The sequence below is a fragment of the Acidobacteriota bacterium genome, from assembly GCA_009838525.1.
Taxonomy (GTDB): Bacteria; Acidobacteriota; Vicinamibacteria; order Vicinamibacterales; family UBA8438; genus VXRJ01.
Map to the genome: position 1 here is coordinate 472,532 of VXRJ01000018.1, position 16,881 is coordinate 489,412.

At 65.9% G+C, this 16,881-nt stretch carries 17 protein-coding genes; 14 read left to right on the forward strand and 3 right to left on the reverse strand.

What is annotated here, in order from left to right; translation table 11 throughout:
• Nucleotides 1-26: 26 nt before the first annotated feature.
• The 4 genes from uvrA to F4Y45_07995 are packed head-to-tail and all read left to right on the forward strand — an operon-like array spanning nt 27 to nt 4,692.
• On the forward strand, nt 27-2,888 hold the full coding sequence (uvrA, locus tag F4Y45_07980; protein MXY24445.1) for an excinuclease ABC subunit UvrA: 2,862 nt from the start codon (nt 27-29) through the stop codon (nt 2,886-2,888).
• Complete coding sequence (locus F4Y45_07985; GenBank protein MXY24446.1) at nt 2,885-3,523, forward strand: DNA-3-methyladenine glycosylase; 639 nt, start codon at nt 2,885-2,887, stop codon at nt 3,521-3,523. Before uvrA ends, F4Y45_07985 begins: the two co-directional genes overlap by 4 nt.
• A gap of 37 nt (nt 3,524-3,560) precedes the next feature.
• The gene (gene efp, locus F4Y45_07990) at nt 3,561-4,115 is read left to right on the forward strand and encodes an elongation factor P (protein ID MXY24447.1); all 555 of its coding nucleotides are present in this window, start codon (nt 3,561-3,563) and stop codon (nt 4,113-4,115) included.
• A gap of 25 nt (nt 4,116-4,140) precedes the next feature.
• Entirely contained in the window at nt 4,141-4,692 is a 552-nt protein-coding gene (locus tag F4Y45_07995) for a hypothetical protein (GenBank protein ID MXY24448.1), read from the forward strand.
• A 68-nt stretch (nt 4,693-4,760) separates the two neighbouring features.
• On the opposite strand, the gene F4Y45_08000 is transcribed toward F4Y45_07995, so the two are convergent.
• Both F4Y45_08000 and F4Y45_08005 read right to left on the reverse strand, forming a co-directional pair.
• Nucleotides 4,761-4,961: a hypothetical protein gene (locus tag F4Y45_08000; GenBank protein ID MXY24449.1), complete on the reverse strand. Its 201-nt coding sequence runs from the start codon at nt 4,959-4,961 to the stop codon at nt 4,761-4,763.
• Entirely contained in the window at nt 4,958-5,557 is a 600-nt protein-coding gene (locus F4Y45_08005) for a CDP-alcohol phosphatidyltransferase family protein (GenBank protein MXY24450.1), read from the reverse strand. Before F4Y45_08005 ends, F4Y45_08000 begins: the two co-directional genes overlap by 4 nt.
• A gap of 95 nt (nt 5,558-5,652) precedes the next feature.
• On the opposite strand from F4Y45_08005, the gene uvrC reads away from it, so the two are divergent.
• From uvrC to F4Y45_08055, 10 genes are all read left to right on the forward strand, one after another.
• On the forward strand, nt 5,653-7,572 hold the full coding sequence (gene uvrC / locus F4Y45_08010; GenBank protein ID MXY24451.1) for an excinuclease ABC subunit UvrC: 1,920 nt from the start codon (nt 5,653-5,655) through the stop codon (nt 7,570-7,572).
• 71 nt (nt 7,573-7,643) lie between these two features.
• Nucleotides 7,644-8,651 (forward strand): tryptophan--tRNA ligase, encoded by a 1,008-nt coding sequence (gene trpS, locus F4Y45_08015; GenBank protein ID MXY24452.1) that lies wholly within the window; start codon nt 7,644-7,646, stop codon nt 8,649-8,651.
• 85 nt (nt 8,652-8,736) lie between these two features.
• Nucleotides 8,737-9,498, forward strand: a complete 762-nt coding sequence (locus tag F4Y45_08020; GenBank protein ID MXY24453.1) for a segregation/condensation protein A — start codon at nt 8,737-8,739, stop codon at nt 9,496-9,498.
• Nucleotides 9,491-10,147: an SMC-Scp complex subunit ScpB gene (scpB, locus tag F4Y45_08025; GenBank protein ID MXY24454.1), complete on the forward strand. Its 657-nt coding sequence runs from the start codon at nt 9,491-9,493 to the stop codon at nt 10,145-10,147. Before F4Y45_08020 ends, scpB begins: the two co-directional genes overlap by 8 nt.
• A gap of 29 nt (nt 10,148-10,176) precedes the next feature.
• Nucleotides 10,177-11,037, forward strand: a complete 861-nt coding sequence (locus F4Y45_08030) for an rRNA pseudouridine synthase (GenBank protein MXY24455.1) — start codon at nt 10,177-10,179, stop codon at nt 11,035-11,037.
• A complete protein-coding gene (locus F4Y45_08035; GenBank protein ID MXY24456.1) occupies nt 11,034-11,729 on the forward strand; it encodes a (d)CMP kinase in 696 nt (231 codons plus the stop codon). Before F4Y45_08030 ends, F4Y45_08035 begins: the two co-directional genes overlap by 4 nt.
• Nucleotides 11,730-11,807: 78 nt before the next feature.
• The gene (locus F4Y45_08040; GenBank protein ID MXY24457.1) at nt 11,808-13,544 is read left to right on the forward strand and encodes a 30S ribosomal protein S1; all 1,737 of its coding nucleotides are present in this window, start codon (nt 11,808-11,810) and stop codon (nt 13,542-13,544) included.
• A 42-nt stretch (nt 13,545-13,586) separates the two neighbouring features.
• Nucleotides 13,587-13,937, forward strand: a complete 351-nt coding sequence (locus F4Y45_08045) for an integration host factor subunit beta (protein ID MXY24458.1) — start codon at nt 13,587-13,589, stop codon at nt 13,935-13,937.
• Nucleotides 13,934-14,440: an HIT domain-containing protein gene (locus F4Y45_08050; protein MXY24459.1), complete on the forward strand. Its 507-nt coding sequence runs from the start codon at nt 13,934-13,936 to the stop codon at nt 14,438-14,440. The genes F4Y45_08045 and F4Y45_08050 overlap by 4 nt, the downstream gene beginning before the upstream one ends.
• A 61-nt stretch (nt 14,441-14,501) precedes the next feature.
• Complete coding sequence (locus F4Y45_08055; protein ID MXY24460.1) at nt 14,502-15,653, forward strand: acyl-CoA dehydrogenase; 1,152 nt, start codon at nt 14,502-14,504, stop codon at nt 15,651-15,653.
• Nucleotides 15,654-15,709: 56 nt separating this feature from the next.
• On the opposite strand, the gene F4Y45_08060 is transcribed toward F4Y45_08055, so the two are convergent.
• Nucleotides 15,710-16,876 carry an acyl-CoA dehydrogenase gene (locus F4Y45_08060; GenBank protein MXY24461.1) on the reverse strand — a complete coding sequence of 389 codons (1,167 nt, stop codon included), beginning with the start codon at nt 16,874-16,876 and terminating at the stop codon, nt 15,710-15,712.
• Nucleotides 16,877-16,881 lie beyond the last annotated feature (5 nt).

The window sequence follows — 16,881 nt, forward strand, 5'->3', positions numbered from 1 at the left end:
ATGCGCCGGCGAGTCGAAACGGAAGCATAGAGATCCGCGGGGCGCGCACGCATAACCTCCGGAACATCGACCTGACCCTGCCTCAGGAGCAGCTCATCGTCGTCACCGGCGTCAGCGGGTCCGGGAAATCGTCGCTTGCCTTCGACACGCTCTACGCTGAAGGGCAGCGCCGTTACGTCGAGTCGCTCTCCGCCTACGCCCGGCAGTTCCTCGAACGGATGGAGAAGCCGGACGTGGACCGGATTGAGGGCATCTGCCCCGCCATCGCAATCCGCCAGAAGAACAGCGTCCGTAATCCTCGTTCGACGGTCGGCACGACGACCGAGATCTACGACTATCTGCGCCTCCTCTTCGCGCGGGTCGGAAGGACCATCTGCCGAGAATGCGGGGCGCTCGTGCGGCGCGAAACGGCCGAGGCGGTGGCGAATGGCCTGAACGATATGCGCGCCGGAACGCGCCTGCTGATCGCCTTTGAGGCGCCGGTGCCGGAGACCGCCGCCGCGCCGGAAAGCCACCCGGCTGCCGACGCGATCGACACGCTACGGCGTAAGGGATTCGGCCGGCTGGCCATCGGCGGCCGCGCCGTCGCGTTCGAGGACGTGGATGTCGCGTCGCTGTCCGGGGCACGGGCGCTGACTGTCGTCGTCGATCGCATCGGTACCGGTCCCGATGTCCTCCCGCGCCTGACCGAAGCAATCGAAACTGCTTACCACGAGGGCAACGGCACGGGGTTGGCGATCGAGGTCGATGCGGATGTCGACGGAATGCCAAAGTCGCACCGCTTCAGTGAGCGGTTCGAGTGCAAGCCCTGTGGCATCGCGTACGAGGTACCCCAGCCGACGCTCTTCTCGTTCAATAGTCCGGTGGGCGCCTGCCCTACCTGTCACGGGTTCGGCAACGTGATCGAGCTGGATATGGCGCTCGTCGTGCCCGATGCGTCGAAGTCGATCCAGGAGGGGGCGATAGAGCCGTGGAACCGGCCGCACTACCGGTCGAACCTGGTGGAACTGAAACGCTCGGCATCGCTGCACGACGTCCGGACGACGGTTCCCTGGGCGGAGTTGACCGACGAGGAGCGGCACTTCGTCGTCGAAGGCGACGGCGCGCGCTACCGTGGCGTGCGCGGGTTCTTTCGCCGGCTGGAGCGGAAGAAATACAAGGTGCACGTCCGTGTCTTCCTCAGCCGGTACCGGGGTTATCGCGCGTGCGGCGACTGCGATGGCACCCGCCTGCGGCGTGAGGCGCGCGACGTCTGGATAGGCGGCCGGCGCATCAGCGATATCTGCGCACTCACGGTGGGAGAAGCATGCCGCTTCTTCGACGAACTGGAATTAGGAGCGCAAGAGGCGGCTATCGCCGAGCGCCTCACGCGTGAAATCCGTCGCCGGCTCGGTTTCCTGAGCGGTGTCGGTCTCGACTACCTGACGCTTGATCGGCTTTCGTCCACGCTGTCGGGCGGCGAGTCGCAGCGCATCAACCTGGCGACCTCGCTGGGCGCGTCCCTGGTGGGCACTCTCTACGTTCTCGACGAACCCTCCATTGGTCTCCATCCGCGCGACAACGAGCGGCTGATCCGGATCCTTGAGCAGTTGCGCGATCAAGGCAACACGGTGCTCGTAGTCGAACACGACGCTGACATGATCCGCGCGAGCGACTATGTGGTCGACCTCGGCCTCGGCGCGGGAACGCGCGGCGGACGTGTTGTCTATGCGGGTGGCGTCGATGGCCTGGCGACCGAAACTACATCGTTGACCGCAAAGTACCTGCGGGGCGCGCTCAGCATCCCGCTGCCTTTCCTGCGCCGCCGCCGCCTGCCGGGCAGCCAGTGCCTGCGCGTTGTTGGTGCGGCGGAGCACAATCTGCAGTCGATCGATGTCGAGGTTCCCCTGCAGCTGTTCACCTGCGTCACCGGGGTCAGCGGCTCTGGAAAGTCGACACTGGTGCACGATGTGCTGTATGCCGCGGTCAAGCGGGCGAAGGGGGAGTGGGACAAGCGGGTCGGCAGGCACCGCGGCATCCAGGGAGTCGAACTGGTTTCCGACGTCGTGCTCATCGATCAGCAACCGATCGGCCGCACGCCACGTTCGAACCCGGTCACTTACCTCAAGGCGTTCGATCCTATTCGCGAGCTGTTCGCGTCAACACGGGAAGCGAAGTCACGCGGCCTGACCGCCAGCCACTTCTCGTTCAATGTTCCGGGGGGGCGGTGCGACGCATGTGAAGGGGAAGGCGAGCTGAAGGTCGAGATGCAGTTTCTCGCCGATGTCTTCGTGCCGTGCGAGGAGTGTGACGGCCGCCGGTTCAAGCCACAGGTGCTGGAGGTGACCTACCGCGGCAAGCGGGTGGACGAAGTGCTGGCCCTCACCGTCCGGGAGGCGCTGCAGTTCTTCAGTGGATCGCCAAAGGTGCTCCGGCGGCTGAAGGTGTTGGACGAGATCGGGCTCGGCTACCTGCAGTTGGGCCAGCCGGCAACGACGCTCTCGGGAGGCGAGGCCCAGAGGATCAAGATCGCCGCGCACCTGGGGGCACGGAGGAGCGAGCAGTCGCTTTATATCTTCGACGAGCCGACCACCGGCCTCCATTTCGACGACATCGCGAAGCTGTTGGCCGCGTTCACGAAGCTGGTCGAGGCGGGTCATACGCTGCTGGTGATCGAGCACAATCTCGACGTAATCAAGACTGCCGACTGGGTGGTTGATCTCGGCCCGGAGGGTGGTGCGGCGGGTGGGCGTATCGTGGTTGCCGGCACACCCGAGGAGGTGGCGGAGCACGCGGCGTCTCACACCGGCAGGTACCTGCGGCACGTGCTGAACGGAGCGGGTGACCGGGAGCGCGACGATCGCGACGATGTCGAGCTCAGACGGTCCGCGGTGGCAGCGGAGTCGTGAACTGCTCGCGCGTGCTGCCCCGGGCATTCTTCCAGCAGCCAACGCTCGAAGTGGCGCGCGAGCTGCTCGGAAAGGTGGTTGTCCACCACACCGCGTCCGGTACCGCGGCGGGCGCGATCGTCGAGGCGGAAGCCTACAGCGGGGAGGACGATCCGGCGTGCCACGCCGCGTCCGGCCTGACGCCGCGCAACGCGCCGCTCTACGGGCCGGCAGGATACGCCTACGTCTACCTCACCTATGGCCTGCACGAACTGCTGAACGCAGTCACCGAGTCGGCTGGCTATCCGTCGGCTGTGCTGATCCGGGCTCTCAGCCCGCTCAAGGGCGTCCCCGTGATGCGTCGGCGCCGATTGCGTGCCCTGCGTCGCGGCGCGTCGTCCCCTGACGACGTGGCACTCTGCCGGGGTCCAGCCAACCTGACGCGCGCGCTCGGCGTCACGCGCCGAGAGAACCTGGTTGACTTGTGCGGCGGCGCACGCCTTGCCATCGAGGATTGGGGCATAGACAGCGTCTGTGGTGTTCGGGTGGACGACGTCCGCTGGAGCACGCGAATAGGTGTGGCGGCGGGTGGTGATCGCCCTTGGCGCGTGTCGCTCGGCGGGCATCCGGCCGTGTCGTCCCACGTTCCCCGGTGAACAACCTGTGTAGTACCATCCGCGGCCTATGGAATCGATGCAGGCGACACGCATCCGCAAAGGGATGCTCATCAAGATGAACGGGACGCTCTATCGCGTCCTTGAATTCAACCATGTGACGCCCGGCAAGGGACGCGCGTTCGTACAGACACGGCTGCGCAGTATTCGCGCCGGCACGCTGCAGGATCACCGCTTCGCGTCGAACGATACGGTGGAGCGGGCAATGCTCGACAGCCGCTCGATGCAGTACCTGTACGCCGACGCGGTCGGCCACCATTTCATGGACACCGAGACCTACGATCAGGTGTGTCTCGATGCCGAGACGCTCGGCGACACGATCAGCTTCCTGCTGCCCGACTCCACCATCACGGTGGAGCTGTTCGAGGGTGATCCGGTTGGCATCGAGATCCCCTTGACGGTCGACTTGACCGTGGAGGAGACGGCTCCGGCAATCAAGGGGGCGACCGCGAGTGCCCAGCTCAAGCCGGCGCGCCTCGAGACCGGACTGACGATCCAGGTGCCTCCGTTCATATCGAACGGCGACAGGGTGCGCGTCAACACGGAGACCGGCGAGTACCAGTCGCGCGTCTGACCCTCGTCCGGCAAGAGGCACCGAGGTGTCGGCGATCCGCGTCGCGCTGTTCGTGCTTGGCGTCGGGTTCCTGGTCGCGACGCTTCGCATCGTCGTTCAGTTCGTTCGCTATCGCCGTTTCCGCCGCTCCGCACTGCTCACCTGGCCCGTCGAGACACCGGCCACGTATCCTTGGATGCTCGCGCTCGGTGTCGTCGCCGGCATCCTGGTTTTCGTCAAGCTGGTGGTGCAGCAGCAGCCGCCGCAACGCGCGTTCGGCGAGGGCATGATGCTCCTGTACTACGCATATGCCGTTCCGCTTCGCCTGAAGATTGGCCGCGGCCTGTACGCCGACGGCATCTGGGCCGACGCCGGCTACGTTCCGTACTCGCAGATTGGCGGCCTTTCCTGGCGCGAGGGGAAGACGATCACACTGGTGATCATCTATCGTCTCCGCAGCCTCGCCCGCTCTCTCACCGTGCCCCGAGCCCACTATGCGGAGGTGCGCAGGCTCCTCAGGGACAAGATCGCTGCACACGACATCGATTTCACGGGTAAAACGCTCGACCTTGGCGGCGACGACCGGGACCGCGTCTGACGCGGTGCGCCGGCGTCCACGTCGGCATCGACTGTTGTTCTCTTGCCGGCCTGGAGGCCGGCGGTCCCCTAGAAGAGCGACAGTAGTTGCGCGAAAAGGCCGATCAGACCCGGCCCGCTCGCCATCGGGTCGCCGAGCCAGGCTGGCGGCGTGAGCCAGACGAAGGCGAGGATGGCGATGACCATCAGGTCGTACTGCCATGTGGCGCGGTCGAACGTCCAGAAGAGGGCGTGCCAGATCATCCGGAGTGGTAGAGTCAACAGCCTCATCCCGCCACCTCCGGCTTGTCGCGCAATTCGCGCCACGTGAAGTAGATCCGGTCGAGGACGGTGAGGATCGAGAGCACCAGAATCACCCAGAGCACAGCCGCCATCCGGTTGGTGAACGCACCGATCATGAAGAGGACGATACGTTCCGGCCGCTCCATGAAACCCACCTTGCAGAGCGGGATGATCGACTCCGCACGGGCCCGGGTGTAGCTGGTCATTACAGAAAAGGTAAGCGTGAGCGCGGCGATCAGTACGTAGTCGGGGCGGCCGAGCGTGGCGTAGAGGTAGATGAGGCCAGTCAGGATGAACAAGTCCGAGAAGCGGTCCATCACGGAATCCCAGAAACCGCCGAATCTCGAGCTGAGCTTCAGTTCATCGGCTACCTTGCCGTCTATGAAATCGAAGATGTTCGCGAGCAGCATGATCCAGCCTGCCACCAGGAACCAGCCGCCGGCGAGCGCCACGCCCGCGGCCGCGTTGATGACGACGCCGGTCAGCGTCAGGGCGTTCGGATGTATTCGGAGGAGCACGCACAACCGGATGATGCCGCGAAGGGGAAAGAGACAGGCGCGCCCGATGGCCCCGGTGAACGTCATGGAATCCGTGTCCGACCCGCTCGCCCGGCGTGCTGCCGGTGCGAGAGCCCGTCTATTCTATAAGGTGGGCGGGAGGTTGGCCGCCCGTCCGGCCCATGGCCATCAACGACCTGCGGCGCGAGATCGCGCGGCTGCCGGCGCAGCCTGGGGTCTATCTCTACTTCAACCGGGCCGGTGAGACGATCTATGTCGGTCGAGCCCGCGCGCTCCGCGACCGGGTGCGGAGCTACTTGGGAGCCTATGGTAACGACCCGAAGACCGATGCGTTGCTCGACGAGGCGGCGCGCCTTGAAGTCATCGTCACCGACTCTGTGGTCGAGGCCCTCGCGCTCGAGAACAACCTGATCAAGCAACGGTCGCCCCGCTACAACATCCTGCTGCGGGACGACAAGAACTACCCGTACCTGCAACTCACCACCGGTGAGGCGTTCCCCCGTGTCTTGGTTGCCCGTTCGGTGGCACGCGACGGGCACTACTATGCGGGCCCGTTCCTGCCCGCCACGTTTGCGCGGAAGACGATGTCGCTGACCCACCGGCTGTTCGGCATTCGATCGTGCAACGAAGTGATTACCGGCAAGCGCGACAGGCCCTGCCTGGAGTACGACATCAAGCGGTGCGTGGCCCCGTGCGTTGCCGAGGTGTGCGGCCCGGACCGGTACGCCGAGTCGGTGAAGCAGACGCGGCTCTTCCTGGAAGGGAAGACCGACGAAGTGGTCGGTCGGCTGCGGCGGCAGATGGAGGAAGCGTCGGCCGCACAGGAGTATGAGCGCGCGGCTCAGTGCCGGGATGCGATGCGGACGGTCGAGACCCTGCGTGACCGGCAGCAGAAGATGGCGACGGCCCAACTGGGCGACCGCGACGCGTTCGGGATGAAAACCGGCCCGGCCGGGGCGGTCATCCAGGTATTTCAGGTCCGCCGCGGCCGCGTCGTCGAACGAGTGGAGCTGGCGGCGGACGGAGACGATGTCGCGGCGGCGGGAAACGAGCCGAGGCTTGTCGCGGCCGCGGTGCAGCAGTTCTATGCGGCGCGCGACGTACCGCCCGAAGTGCATGTGCCGGTCGAGGTGGAAGACCGGGAGGCCATCGAGGCGTGGCTGTCGGAACGGGCGGGCCGAAGTGTGCGGGTCCGGACGCCGAAGCGCGGCGACCGCCGGGCGTTGCTGGATCTGGCCTCGCGGAACGCCGGGCTGGCCTACGACGCCCGCTACAGTGAGAACGCACGCATTCATGCCGGCGCCCTGACGGAACTGCAGCACGTACTCGGATTGCCGCAGCCCCCAATCCGAGTCGAGTGTTTCGACATCTCGACGTTCCAGGGCCGGGAGACCGTCGGGTCGATGGTGGTGTGCGACGACGGTCGCATGCAGCGGAGTGAATACCGCAAGTTCCGCGTGCAGGGTCTCGGTGCGCGAGGCGGACGGCGTGGTTCACGCGGGAAGGGCCACCCGAGGCAGGCGGCGCCGGAGGAGACGGAGCGCCGCTCCGGCGCGGGCCGCGCGAAACCGGACGACTTCGCGGCCATGCACGAAGTGGTGTTCCGCCGTTATCGGAGACTGATGGAGGAAGGGGGGCCGTTCCCGGATCTCGTGGTCGTCGATGGCGGGCAGGGGCAACTGACTGCGGCCTACCGCGCCCTCGACACGCTCGGCCTGGGCAACCTCGTGGTGATTGGTCTCGCCAAACGGGAAGAGGAGATATACACCCGCGGCGGCAACACGCCCGTGCGCCTGCCAAAGTCCAGCCCGGCGCTCCACCTGGTGCAGCGTGCGCGGGACGAAGCGCACCGGTTCGCCGTAACCTTCCACCGCCGCGCGCGGGCGATGCGCGACTTTCACTCGGAACTGGACCTTATTCCCGGAATCGGACCGCGCCGGCGCCGAGCGCTGCTGGAGCGGTTCGGCAGTCTGGCCAATGTGCGTCGCGCCACGCGCGAGGAGCTCCTACCGGTCGTGGGACCGAAGCTGGCGGATGTTGTCCTCGCCTTCTTCACGCGGATAACTACCGTCTCGATTTAGGGTATTCTGAGGGCTGTTGGTTTCGCGCTACCTGCCTCTTGCGTTCCCGGTCCCGGTCACGGACGCCCTCCATGGCGGCTGAGCCGAAGCGCCCCCGCGTCGTTTCGGGCATGCGCCCCACGGGGCCGCTCCACTTGGGACACCTGATGGGCGCGCTCGCCAAATGGGTCGATCTGCAGGCGGACTACGACTGCATGTACTTTGTCGCCGACTGGCATGCGCTCACGAGCGAGTTCGCCGACACGTCCGAGCTGACAACCTACGCCTACGACAACGTCGCCGACTGGATCGCCGCCGGCATCGATCCGGACCGAAGCACGCTCTTCGTACAGTCGCTTGTGCCGGAGCATGCGGAGTTGTACCTGCTGCTGCAGATGGTCGTGCCGATTCCCTGGCTCGAACGCGTGCCGACCTATAAGGAGCAGATCGAACAGCTCTCGGAGAAGGACCTTTCGTCGGTAGGTTTTCTCGGATATCCGCTTCTGCAGGGGGCGGACGTCATCATGTACCGTGCGAACTACGTACCGGTGGGCGACGATCAGGTGCCGCACCTGGAGTTGGCGCGGGAGGTCGTCCGCCGTTTCCATCAGTTCTTCGGCGATGTCTTTCCGGAGCCGCTACCACTGTTGACACACTTTCCCCGGCTGCCCGGCATTGACAACCGGAAGATGTCGAAGAGCTACGGCAACGCCATCGACCTTTCGGATGACGCGGGCACAGTTCGGAAGAAGGTAATGCGGATGTATACCGATCCGAAGCGGATCCGGGCCGACATCCCGGGAACCGTGGAGGGCAACCCAGTCTTCGTGTACCACGACGCGTTCAACTCCGACACGGCGCAGGTGGACGATTTCAAGAAGCGTTACCGGGAAGGAAGGGTAGGCGACGTCGAGGTCAAGCGGGCGCTGGCCGAGGCGATCAATACCCACCTGGAGCCGTTGCGGGAGCGGAGGAAGGAGATCCTGGCGCGGCCGGGACGGATACGTGAGATCCTGCACGACGGGTCGGCAACGGCGCGGGCCGCCGCGCAGGAGACGATGCGGGACGTGCGCGAGGCAGTTCGTTTGACCTACGGGTAGGCAGGTGGCCGACGAGAAGCGCGAGAGCGCGGCGACGCAGTCGGCGGAGCTGGCCGCTGATCCGGTGCCTTCCGGCCCAACTCGGATCCCGGCGGACTTCGAGTCCGTCCTTCCCGACTACCCCGTGCGGGTAAGCAGTTTCGAGGGGCCGCTCGATCTGCTGATCCACCTCATCAGGAGGAACGAGGTGGACATTTACGACATCCCGATTGTGCTTATCGCCAGGCAGTACCTCGAGTATCTCGACCTGATGCGCGAGATCAACCTGGACGTTGCTGGCGAGTTTCTCGTCATGGCGGCGACGCTGATTCAGATCAAGTCGCGGATGCTGGTGCCACGGACCGTGGTGGAGGATGAGGCGGCCGAGGAAGAGGATCCACGCGAGGAGTTGGTGCGCCGCTTGCTTGAACACCAGAAGTTCAGGGCTGCGGCCGAGATGCTCCATGACCGCGAAACGGTCCGGAGCGCGCAGTGGACCCGTCCGGATGCTCGCGTCGAGGCGATTGCCGGCGCGCCGTTCGAGCGGGAGCTGGAAGTGGATCTCTTCAGTCTGCTCCAGGCTTTCCAGGCGGTGCTCGCCCGCCGCAGCGGCTTGCCACAGGTGCCGCTACCGGAAGAGACCATTCCGATCGAGGTTCGGATGCGTGAAGTGCTGGCGCGGTTGTCGGCTGGCGCGCCCTCGCGGTTCGAGGATCTGTTCGATGCCGCGTCGTCCCGGCGGGATCTGATCACGACCTTTCTGGCGTTGCTGGAGCTCATCAGGCTCAAGCAGATCCGCGTGCTGCAGGCCGGACCGTTCGGGGCGATGCAGGTCTTGCGACGTGACCCGGAGACGAGCAATGGGTGACGAACCGTCGCGGGGCGACCTGCAGGCGATCATCGAAGCGCTCATCTTCGCATCGCCCGATCCCGTCACGCTGAAGACGTTGCAGAGGACGCTGGACGCCGAGCCGAAGGAGGACGTCGTCGTGGCTCTTGCGGCCCTGGTGGAGCGATGGCGGGATCGGCCCGGCGGGCTCGAGCTGATCGAGGTTGCGGGGGGCTACCAGATCGTCACCCGATCCGATCTGCACGATTGGGTGCGCCGGCTGTTCCACGAGCACTCCAGGCAGCGATTGTCGGTCCCCGCGCTCGAGACCCTTGCGGTCGTGGCGTACCGGCAGCCGGTGACCGGCCCGGAGATCGCGGAAATCCGTGGAGTCAACACCAGCGGTGTTCTCGGCACACTCGTGGAACGGCGGCTCATCAAGGTGGTCGGTCGCAAGGCCGTGGTGGGCAGACCGTTCCTGTACGCCACCACCCGGGAGTTTCTCGACCGTTTCGGTTTGAAGGACCTGTCCGACCTGCCGAAGGTGGAGGACATGGCGGAAGCGCTCGGTATGGACGCTCCCTCCGCGCTGGCTGCCGAGGCGCCGCGCGACGAGTTGCTGCCGTTCGACACGGAAGGCGATTCCGTCTCCGCCATTCACGGCGAACCGGTCGGCAAGGTGCACTGACCAGGCGGCTCCACCACGGTATGCGGGCAATGGAGGCGACGACCAGGCACGATGATGCGGACGCTTCCGGTGTCCGCCTGCAGAAGATGATCGCCGCGGCGGGGATTGCATCGCGGCGGGCCGCCGAACAACTGATCGTCGACGGCCGCGTGACGGTGAACGGCCGGACGGTACGCGAATTGGGTGCGCGCGCCTACCCGGCACGCGATGACGTTCGCGTGGACGGCCGGCGTGTCGCCCGCCAGGAGCGATTCCGCTATCTGCTGGTTCACAAACCGGCCGGCTACGTGACGACTCGCCAGGATCCGCAGCGGCGGCCGACCGTGCTCGATCTCATCCCGGGCGTGCGGGAATACGTTTACCCGGTCGGCCGGCTCGACTACGACTCGGAAGGCCTGCTGCTGCTGACGAACGACGGCCGTCTCGCGTCGGTCCTGACGCACCCGCGCCATGCGGTTCCGCGCGTCTACGAGGCGGTGGTTCGAGGCCTTCCGACGCCGGTCCAGCTCCGCCGGCTGGCCAACGGCATCACCCTCGACGGTCAGCGGACCGCGCCGGCGGAGGTGCGCGTGGTGCCGCGGCGGGGGACCGGCCGCGACCGGATCCGCGACCCCCGCACCCGCGTCCGCGTGACGCTGCGGGAAGGACGCAACCGGCAGGTGCGCCGCATGTTCGATGCTATCGGCCATCCGGTCCACCGTCTCCGCCGGACGCGACTGGGTCCACTCGCTCTCGGTGGCCTGAAGCCGGGCGACGCGCGCGAGCTGACGGTGACGGAAGTGAAGGCGCTGCAGCGGGCAGCGCGCGAAGCCGCACCGGCCCTGCGCCGGCCGGCGCCACACCGGCGGGCGGCGGCGCGACTGGCCGAAGGGCGCCAGACGGCCTTATGAACCAACCGTCGGTCATCGCCATTGACGGCCCGTCGGGCGCGGGTAAGGGAACCGTCGCGCGCGCTATCGCAGCGAGATTGCGGTGGCGCCACGTTGACACCGGGGCGATGTACCGCGCCGTGGCCTGGAAGGCCATCCGTGAGCGTCTTGCGCTCGATGATGGACCGGCGGTGGCCCGTCTTGCGGATCGTTCGCGGTTCGAACTGAGCGGACCGCGCATCCTGATCGATGGCGAGGACGTCACCGTGGAGATTCGCAACGCCGACATGGATCGCGCCGCCGCCGCGGTGGCGCGGCTTGAAGATGTCCGCGCGTCGCTCGTGCGGCGGCAACAGGAGCTTGCTCGGGAAGGCAGCGTCGTCATGGAAGGACGCGACATCGGGACCGTGGTATTCCCGGGCGCTCCGGTCAAGATCTATCTCGACGCGGAGCCGTCGGAGCGGGCGGCCCGACGCGCCCATGACCGGCGTCATCAGCGATCGGCGACATCGGGGGTGGAGGAAATACGACGTGAACTTGACGAACGCGATCAGAGCGACCGGACTCGGACCGCGTCGCCCCTGAAGATCGCCGACGATGCCGTGCGGATCGACACCACTGGCGTGCCCGTCGAGGAGGTGGTGCGGCGTGTCCTGCAAGTGATTCGGGAGCGGTTGCCTGGGAGCCGTCGTCAGTTTGACGGCCTTGCATAAGTGACGTAGTATCCGTAGTTTGCCGCAGGCCCAAGTAGGCGGGAAGGCCGGCTGGACCGCAAGGAGGAACCCGACAGCATGGTAGACGCGACAGACGATCCGTACCGCGATCCCGACGAAGAGGTTCGCGACCCCGAGGAACACGCCCGGCTGGCGGCGATGTACGACGCAAGCCTCAAGAATATCGTCGAGGGCGAGGTGATCGAGGGGACCGTGTTGAAGGTCACCGATACCGAAGTGCTGGTCGACGTCGGCTACAAGTCGGAGGGAATCATCCCGCTGACGGAGTTCTGCGACGAGACCGGCGGAGTGGCGGTCAACCCGGGCGACACGGTGGATGTCCTGCTCGAACGGACCGAGGATCGGGACGGCCACGTGGTGCTTTCGCGCGAGAAGGCCGAGAAGATGAAGATTTGGGACGAGGTCGAGAAGGCCTACGCTGAGCGGAAGGTCGTGCTCGGCCGCGTCATCGACCGGATAAAAGGGGGGCTTGCGGTCGACATCGGGGTTCGTGCCTTCCTGCCGGGCTCGCAGATCGACATTCGTCCCATCCGAAACCTGGATGCGCTTCGTGGTGAAGAGCTGCGCATGCGCGTGATCAAGGTGAACAAGAAGCGGGGCAACATTGTTCTGTCGCGCAAGGTGCTCCAGGAAGAGGAGAACGCGGAGAAGAAGCAGGAGACGCTCGCCACCATCGCGGAAGGCAAAGTGATGACCGGCGTCGTGAAGAACATCACGGACTACGGCGCGTTCATCGATTTGGGCGGCATCGATGGACTGCTGCACGTGACCGACATGTCCTGGGGCCGCGCGCAGCATCCTTCGGAGCTGTTCAAGGTCAACGATGATGTGGAGGTCGTCGTGCTGAAGTTCGACGCCGCGACCGAGCGCATCTCGCTCGGCTACAAACAGCTTCACGACGATCCCTGGACAACCGTGGCCGAGCGCTATCCGGTGGGGCAGAGGTTGAGCGGGAAGGTGATCAGCCTGACGGACTACGGCGCTTTTGTGGAGTTGGAGCCGGGCGTCGAGGGGCTGATTCACGTTTCCGAGATGTCCTGGAGCAAGCGGGTCAAGCATCCGTCCAAGTTGCTCAATGTCGGCGACACGGTCGAGTCGATGGTGCTCGGCGTCGATCCGCACGCGCGGCGGATCGCTCTTGGCTTGAAGCAGATCGAGAGCAACCCCTGGGAGGAACTGGGCGCACGGTACCCGGTCGGTTCCCGCATCACCGGCACGGTTCGCAACCTGACCGAATTCGGGGCGTTCGTCGAGGTGGAGGAGGGTATCGACGGACTGATTCACATCTCGGATATGTCCTGGAGCAAGCGCCTCAAGCATCCCTCGGAGGTGGTCAACAAGGGTGACGAGGTGGAGGCGGTGGTGCTGAACATCGACGCCGAGAACCAGCGTCTCTCGCTCGGACTCAAGCAGCTCTCCACCGACATCTGGGACGATTTCTTCAGCGCCACCAAGGTGGGTGACGTTGTCGGCGGCAAAGTGGTGCGGATCACGAACTTCGGTGCGTTCGTCGAGCTCGCCGACGGCATCGAGGGCCTGATCCACGTCTCCGAGTTCGAGGATCAGAAGAAGGGCGATCAGGGCGCCATCGAAGTGAACACGACGATCCAGATGCGGGTCATCAAGCTGAGTCCCGAAGAGCGGAAGATCGGCTTGAGCGTACGAGCCCTGCATGATGAGAACTTCGAAAGAGACTGGCGCAGCTATGCCGACGAGTCGTCGCCCGAGGTGACGCTGGGCGACCATTTCAAGCAGCAGCAATCTGCCGCCGCGGCGTCCCGCAAGGACGACTAAGGCGCCCGCAGGGGCCAGGAGCCCGTGGTGACCGGAAGCAGCATGACAAAGGCCGTGCTGGTCGAAGAGGTGTCTCGCTCCGCCGAGCTTCCGCGCAAGGAGGCGGAGAAGGTGGTCGACACGGTCTTTGCGAGCATCGTCGAGTCGCTACGGAATGGGCAAAAGGTGGAGCTCCGCGGCTTCGGCAGCTTTCGGCTGCGTCACCGCCGGTCTCGTAGAGGCCGGAATCCGCGAACCGGTGACGCGGTGGAGGTCCCTCCCAAGACGGTTCCGTACTTCAAGCCGGGCAAGGAGCTTCGCGCGTTGATCAACGACGGGTCTGAGGCGTCGCCGGGTCATCGGTCGTCGCGGCCCGGGGATGCTTCCACGTCCGTCTCCATCATCCCGTCGTGAAGCGCCTCTGGGCCCCCTGGAGACTGGAGTACGTGACCGCCGCCGCCGGAGGCGATGACCCGTCCTGTGTTTTCTGCAGGGCGCTCGATCCGGCGACCCCGTCGGAGCACCTGCTCTACCGCGGCGCGCGGGTCTTCGTCATCCTGAACAAGTACCCTTACAACAATGGCCACCTCATGGTGGTGCCGATTCGGCACGTTGCCCGCATGGCGGATGCGACACCGGAGGAGCTGACGGAGCTGATCGCGGTGACGCGCCTCGCCGAGATGGCGCTTACCGAGGCGTACGGCCCGCACGGGATCAACGTGGGGATGAACCTGGGAAGAACCGCGGGCGCCGGCGTAGTCGGCCACTTGCACGTCCATCTGGTGCCACGTTGGGAGGGAGACACCAATTTCATGTCCGTCGTAAGTGAGACGCGCGTCGTCCCCGAGGCGCCGGCGGCCAGCGTCGCCAGGCTGAGGCCGGTCTTCGAACGACTCACCGCCGCGCCCGTGTCGTAACCGGCGAGCACTAACGACACAACGAGCACAGGCTGCTGGTCCCGGATCGGCGGCACACGCGATGCGGATCGAGTACACACCGGAGCAGGCTGCGTTCCAGGCGAGAGTGCGCCGATTCGCCGACACCGTCGTCGTGCCGCGGGCGGCACAGATCGACGCCGAGGATGTCTTCCCCACGGAACTGGTTGTGGATGCGGCGCGTCACGGGCTGCTGGGTGTAACGCTTCCCGTCGACGTGGGAGGCGCCGGGCGTGACACTGTCAGCTATGCCTTGGCCATCGAAGCCGTGTCAGCCGCAAGCGCCACGCTGGCGGTGATCCTCACAGTGCAGAATTCTCTCGTCGCCGAGGTGATTCACCGGTTCGGAACACTGGCGCAGCAGGCGACCTGGCTCAGACGGCTCGTCTCGGGGGAGGCAATCGGCGCCTTTGCACTTTCGGAGCCGAATGCCGGGGCCGACGCAGCCAACCAGGAGACGTTGGCGGTAGCCGACGGCGACGACTACCGTCTGACCGGCCACAAGGTCTGGGTGGCCAACGGCGCCGTTGCGGATGTCGTCCTGCTCTTTGCCGCGACCGAGCCGCACGGCGGTGCGAAGGGTATCAGCGCATTCCTCGTGCCGGGCGTCACGCCCGGCCTGCGGAGGGTAGGGCGCCGCGACTCGCTTGGCGTGCGCGGCCTCGGCTGCGTCGACTTGGAGCTTGACGCGGCCGTGGTAGGCCGGGACGCTCTGGTAGGCGCCCCGGGGGCGGGTTTCCGCATCGCGCTCGCCGCGCTCGATCGGGGCCGAATTGCCATTGGCGCGCAAGCGCTCGGAGTAGGGGGAGCAGCATTCGAGGCGGCCCTCGCGCATGCGCGGACGCGCCGGACATTCGGAGAGCCCATCGGCCATCATCAGGCGATTCAGTGGATGCTGGCTGATTCTGCGACCGAGTTGGCGGCCGCGCGCATGCTCGTGCTGCGCGCCGCTTCGGCGGCTGAGCAGCAGGAGCGCGTGATCCTGGAGGCGGCGATGGCGAAACTCTCCGCCAGCGAGGCGGCGCATCGGGCCGCCGATCGCGCCATGCAGGTTCTTGCTTCCGCCGGTTACACGCGCGGGTCGACGGTCGATCGCCTCTATCGCGATGCTCGAGCCACCGAGATCTACCAGGGCACGTCGGAAGTCCAGCGGATGATCATCGCGGAGCAGGTGATCGGTCCGGCCGAGCCGTAGTTGCCAGCAGTGCGTGCTCTGGCGGATGGTTTGGAAGTTCCGCTGGCGCGAGACTTCTAGTGGCGTAGAACCTGCTTCGCAATGGTCTGCAGCTGCATGTTGGACGTGCCTTCATAGATCTGGCCGATCTTCGCGTCACGGTACAGTTTCTCCACGGGGTAGTCCCTGGTGTAGCCCACCCCGCCGAGAAGCTGCACGGCGAGCGAGCTGACTCGTTCGGCTACCTGCGACGCAAAGAGCTTCGCCATCGCCCCCTCGGTGAGAAAAGGCTCACCTGCATCGCGCAACCGGGCGGCGTTGTACGCAGCCAGCCGCGCCACCTCGATCTCGGTTGCCGCCTGCGCCAGCTGGAACTGCACTGCCTGGAACTCCGCCAGGGGACGGCCGAACTGTTCCCGCTGCCGCGTGTAGGCGATCGCGTGGTCGAGTGCGCCCTGCGCGAGACCGACCATCTGGGCGGCAATCCCGATGCGCCCCTCGTTGAGGGTCTCCATCGCCACCCGATAGCCTTGTCCTATCTCACCCAGCACGTGGGTGTCCGGCACGCGGCAGCCCTCGAGCAGGAGTTCGCACGTGCTGCTAGCACGGATGCCCAGCTTGTCTTCCTTTTTTCCCACCGCGAATCCGGAGGTGTCGCGCTCGACCAGGAACGCGGTGATGCCGCGGTGGCCAAGTGACGGATCCACGGTGGCGAAAACGATGAAGAGCTCCGCCTCCGCCGCGTTCGTAATCCAGAGCTTCCGCCCGGTCAGTATCCAGTCGTGGCCTTCACGAACCGCGCGCGTGGTCAGTGCGAACGCGTCGCTGCCGGAGCCCGCCTCGGACAGCGCGTAGGCTCCCACGGCCCCGGTTGCGAGCCCCGGGAACCAGCGGGATTGCTGCGCGCCGGTCGCCCAGCGCCGTAGCGCGTTGATGACCAGAGTGTTCTGCACGTCGACGACAACGGCCACCGCAGGGTCCACGCGCGACAGCTCTTCGACGGCCAGAACCGACAACATGAACGAACCACCGCCGCCTCCGTGGGCCTCCGGCACTTCGATCCCCATCACCCCGAGGTCGAAGAGCTGGTCAATCAGCACGCGGTGCATCACCGAGGCTTCATCCATCTCACGGACACGCGGCGCGATCTCCGCTTCCGCGAACACGCGGACGCTCGATCGGAAGAGCTGTTCTTCTTCGGAAAGACGGGTGAGAGGAGGCGTGGCGCCTGCGACATCCAGCATGGCGC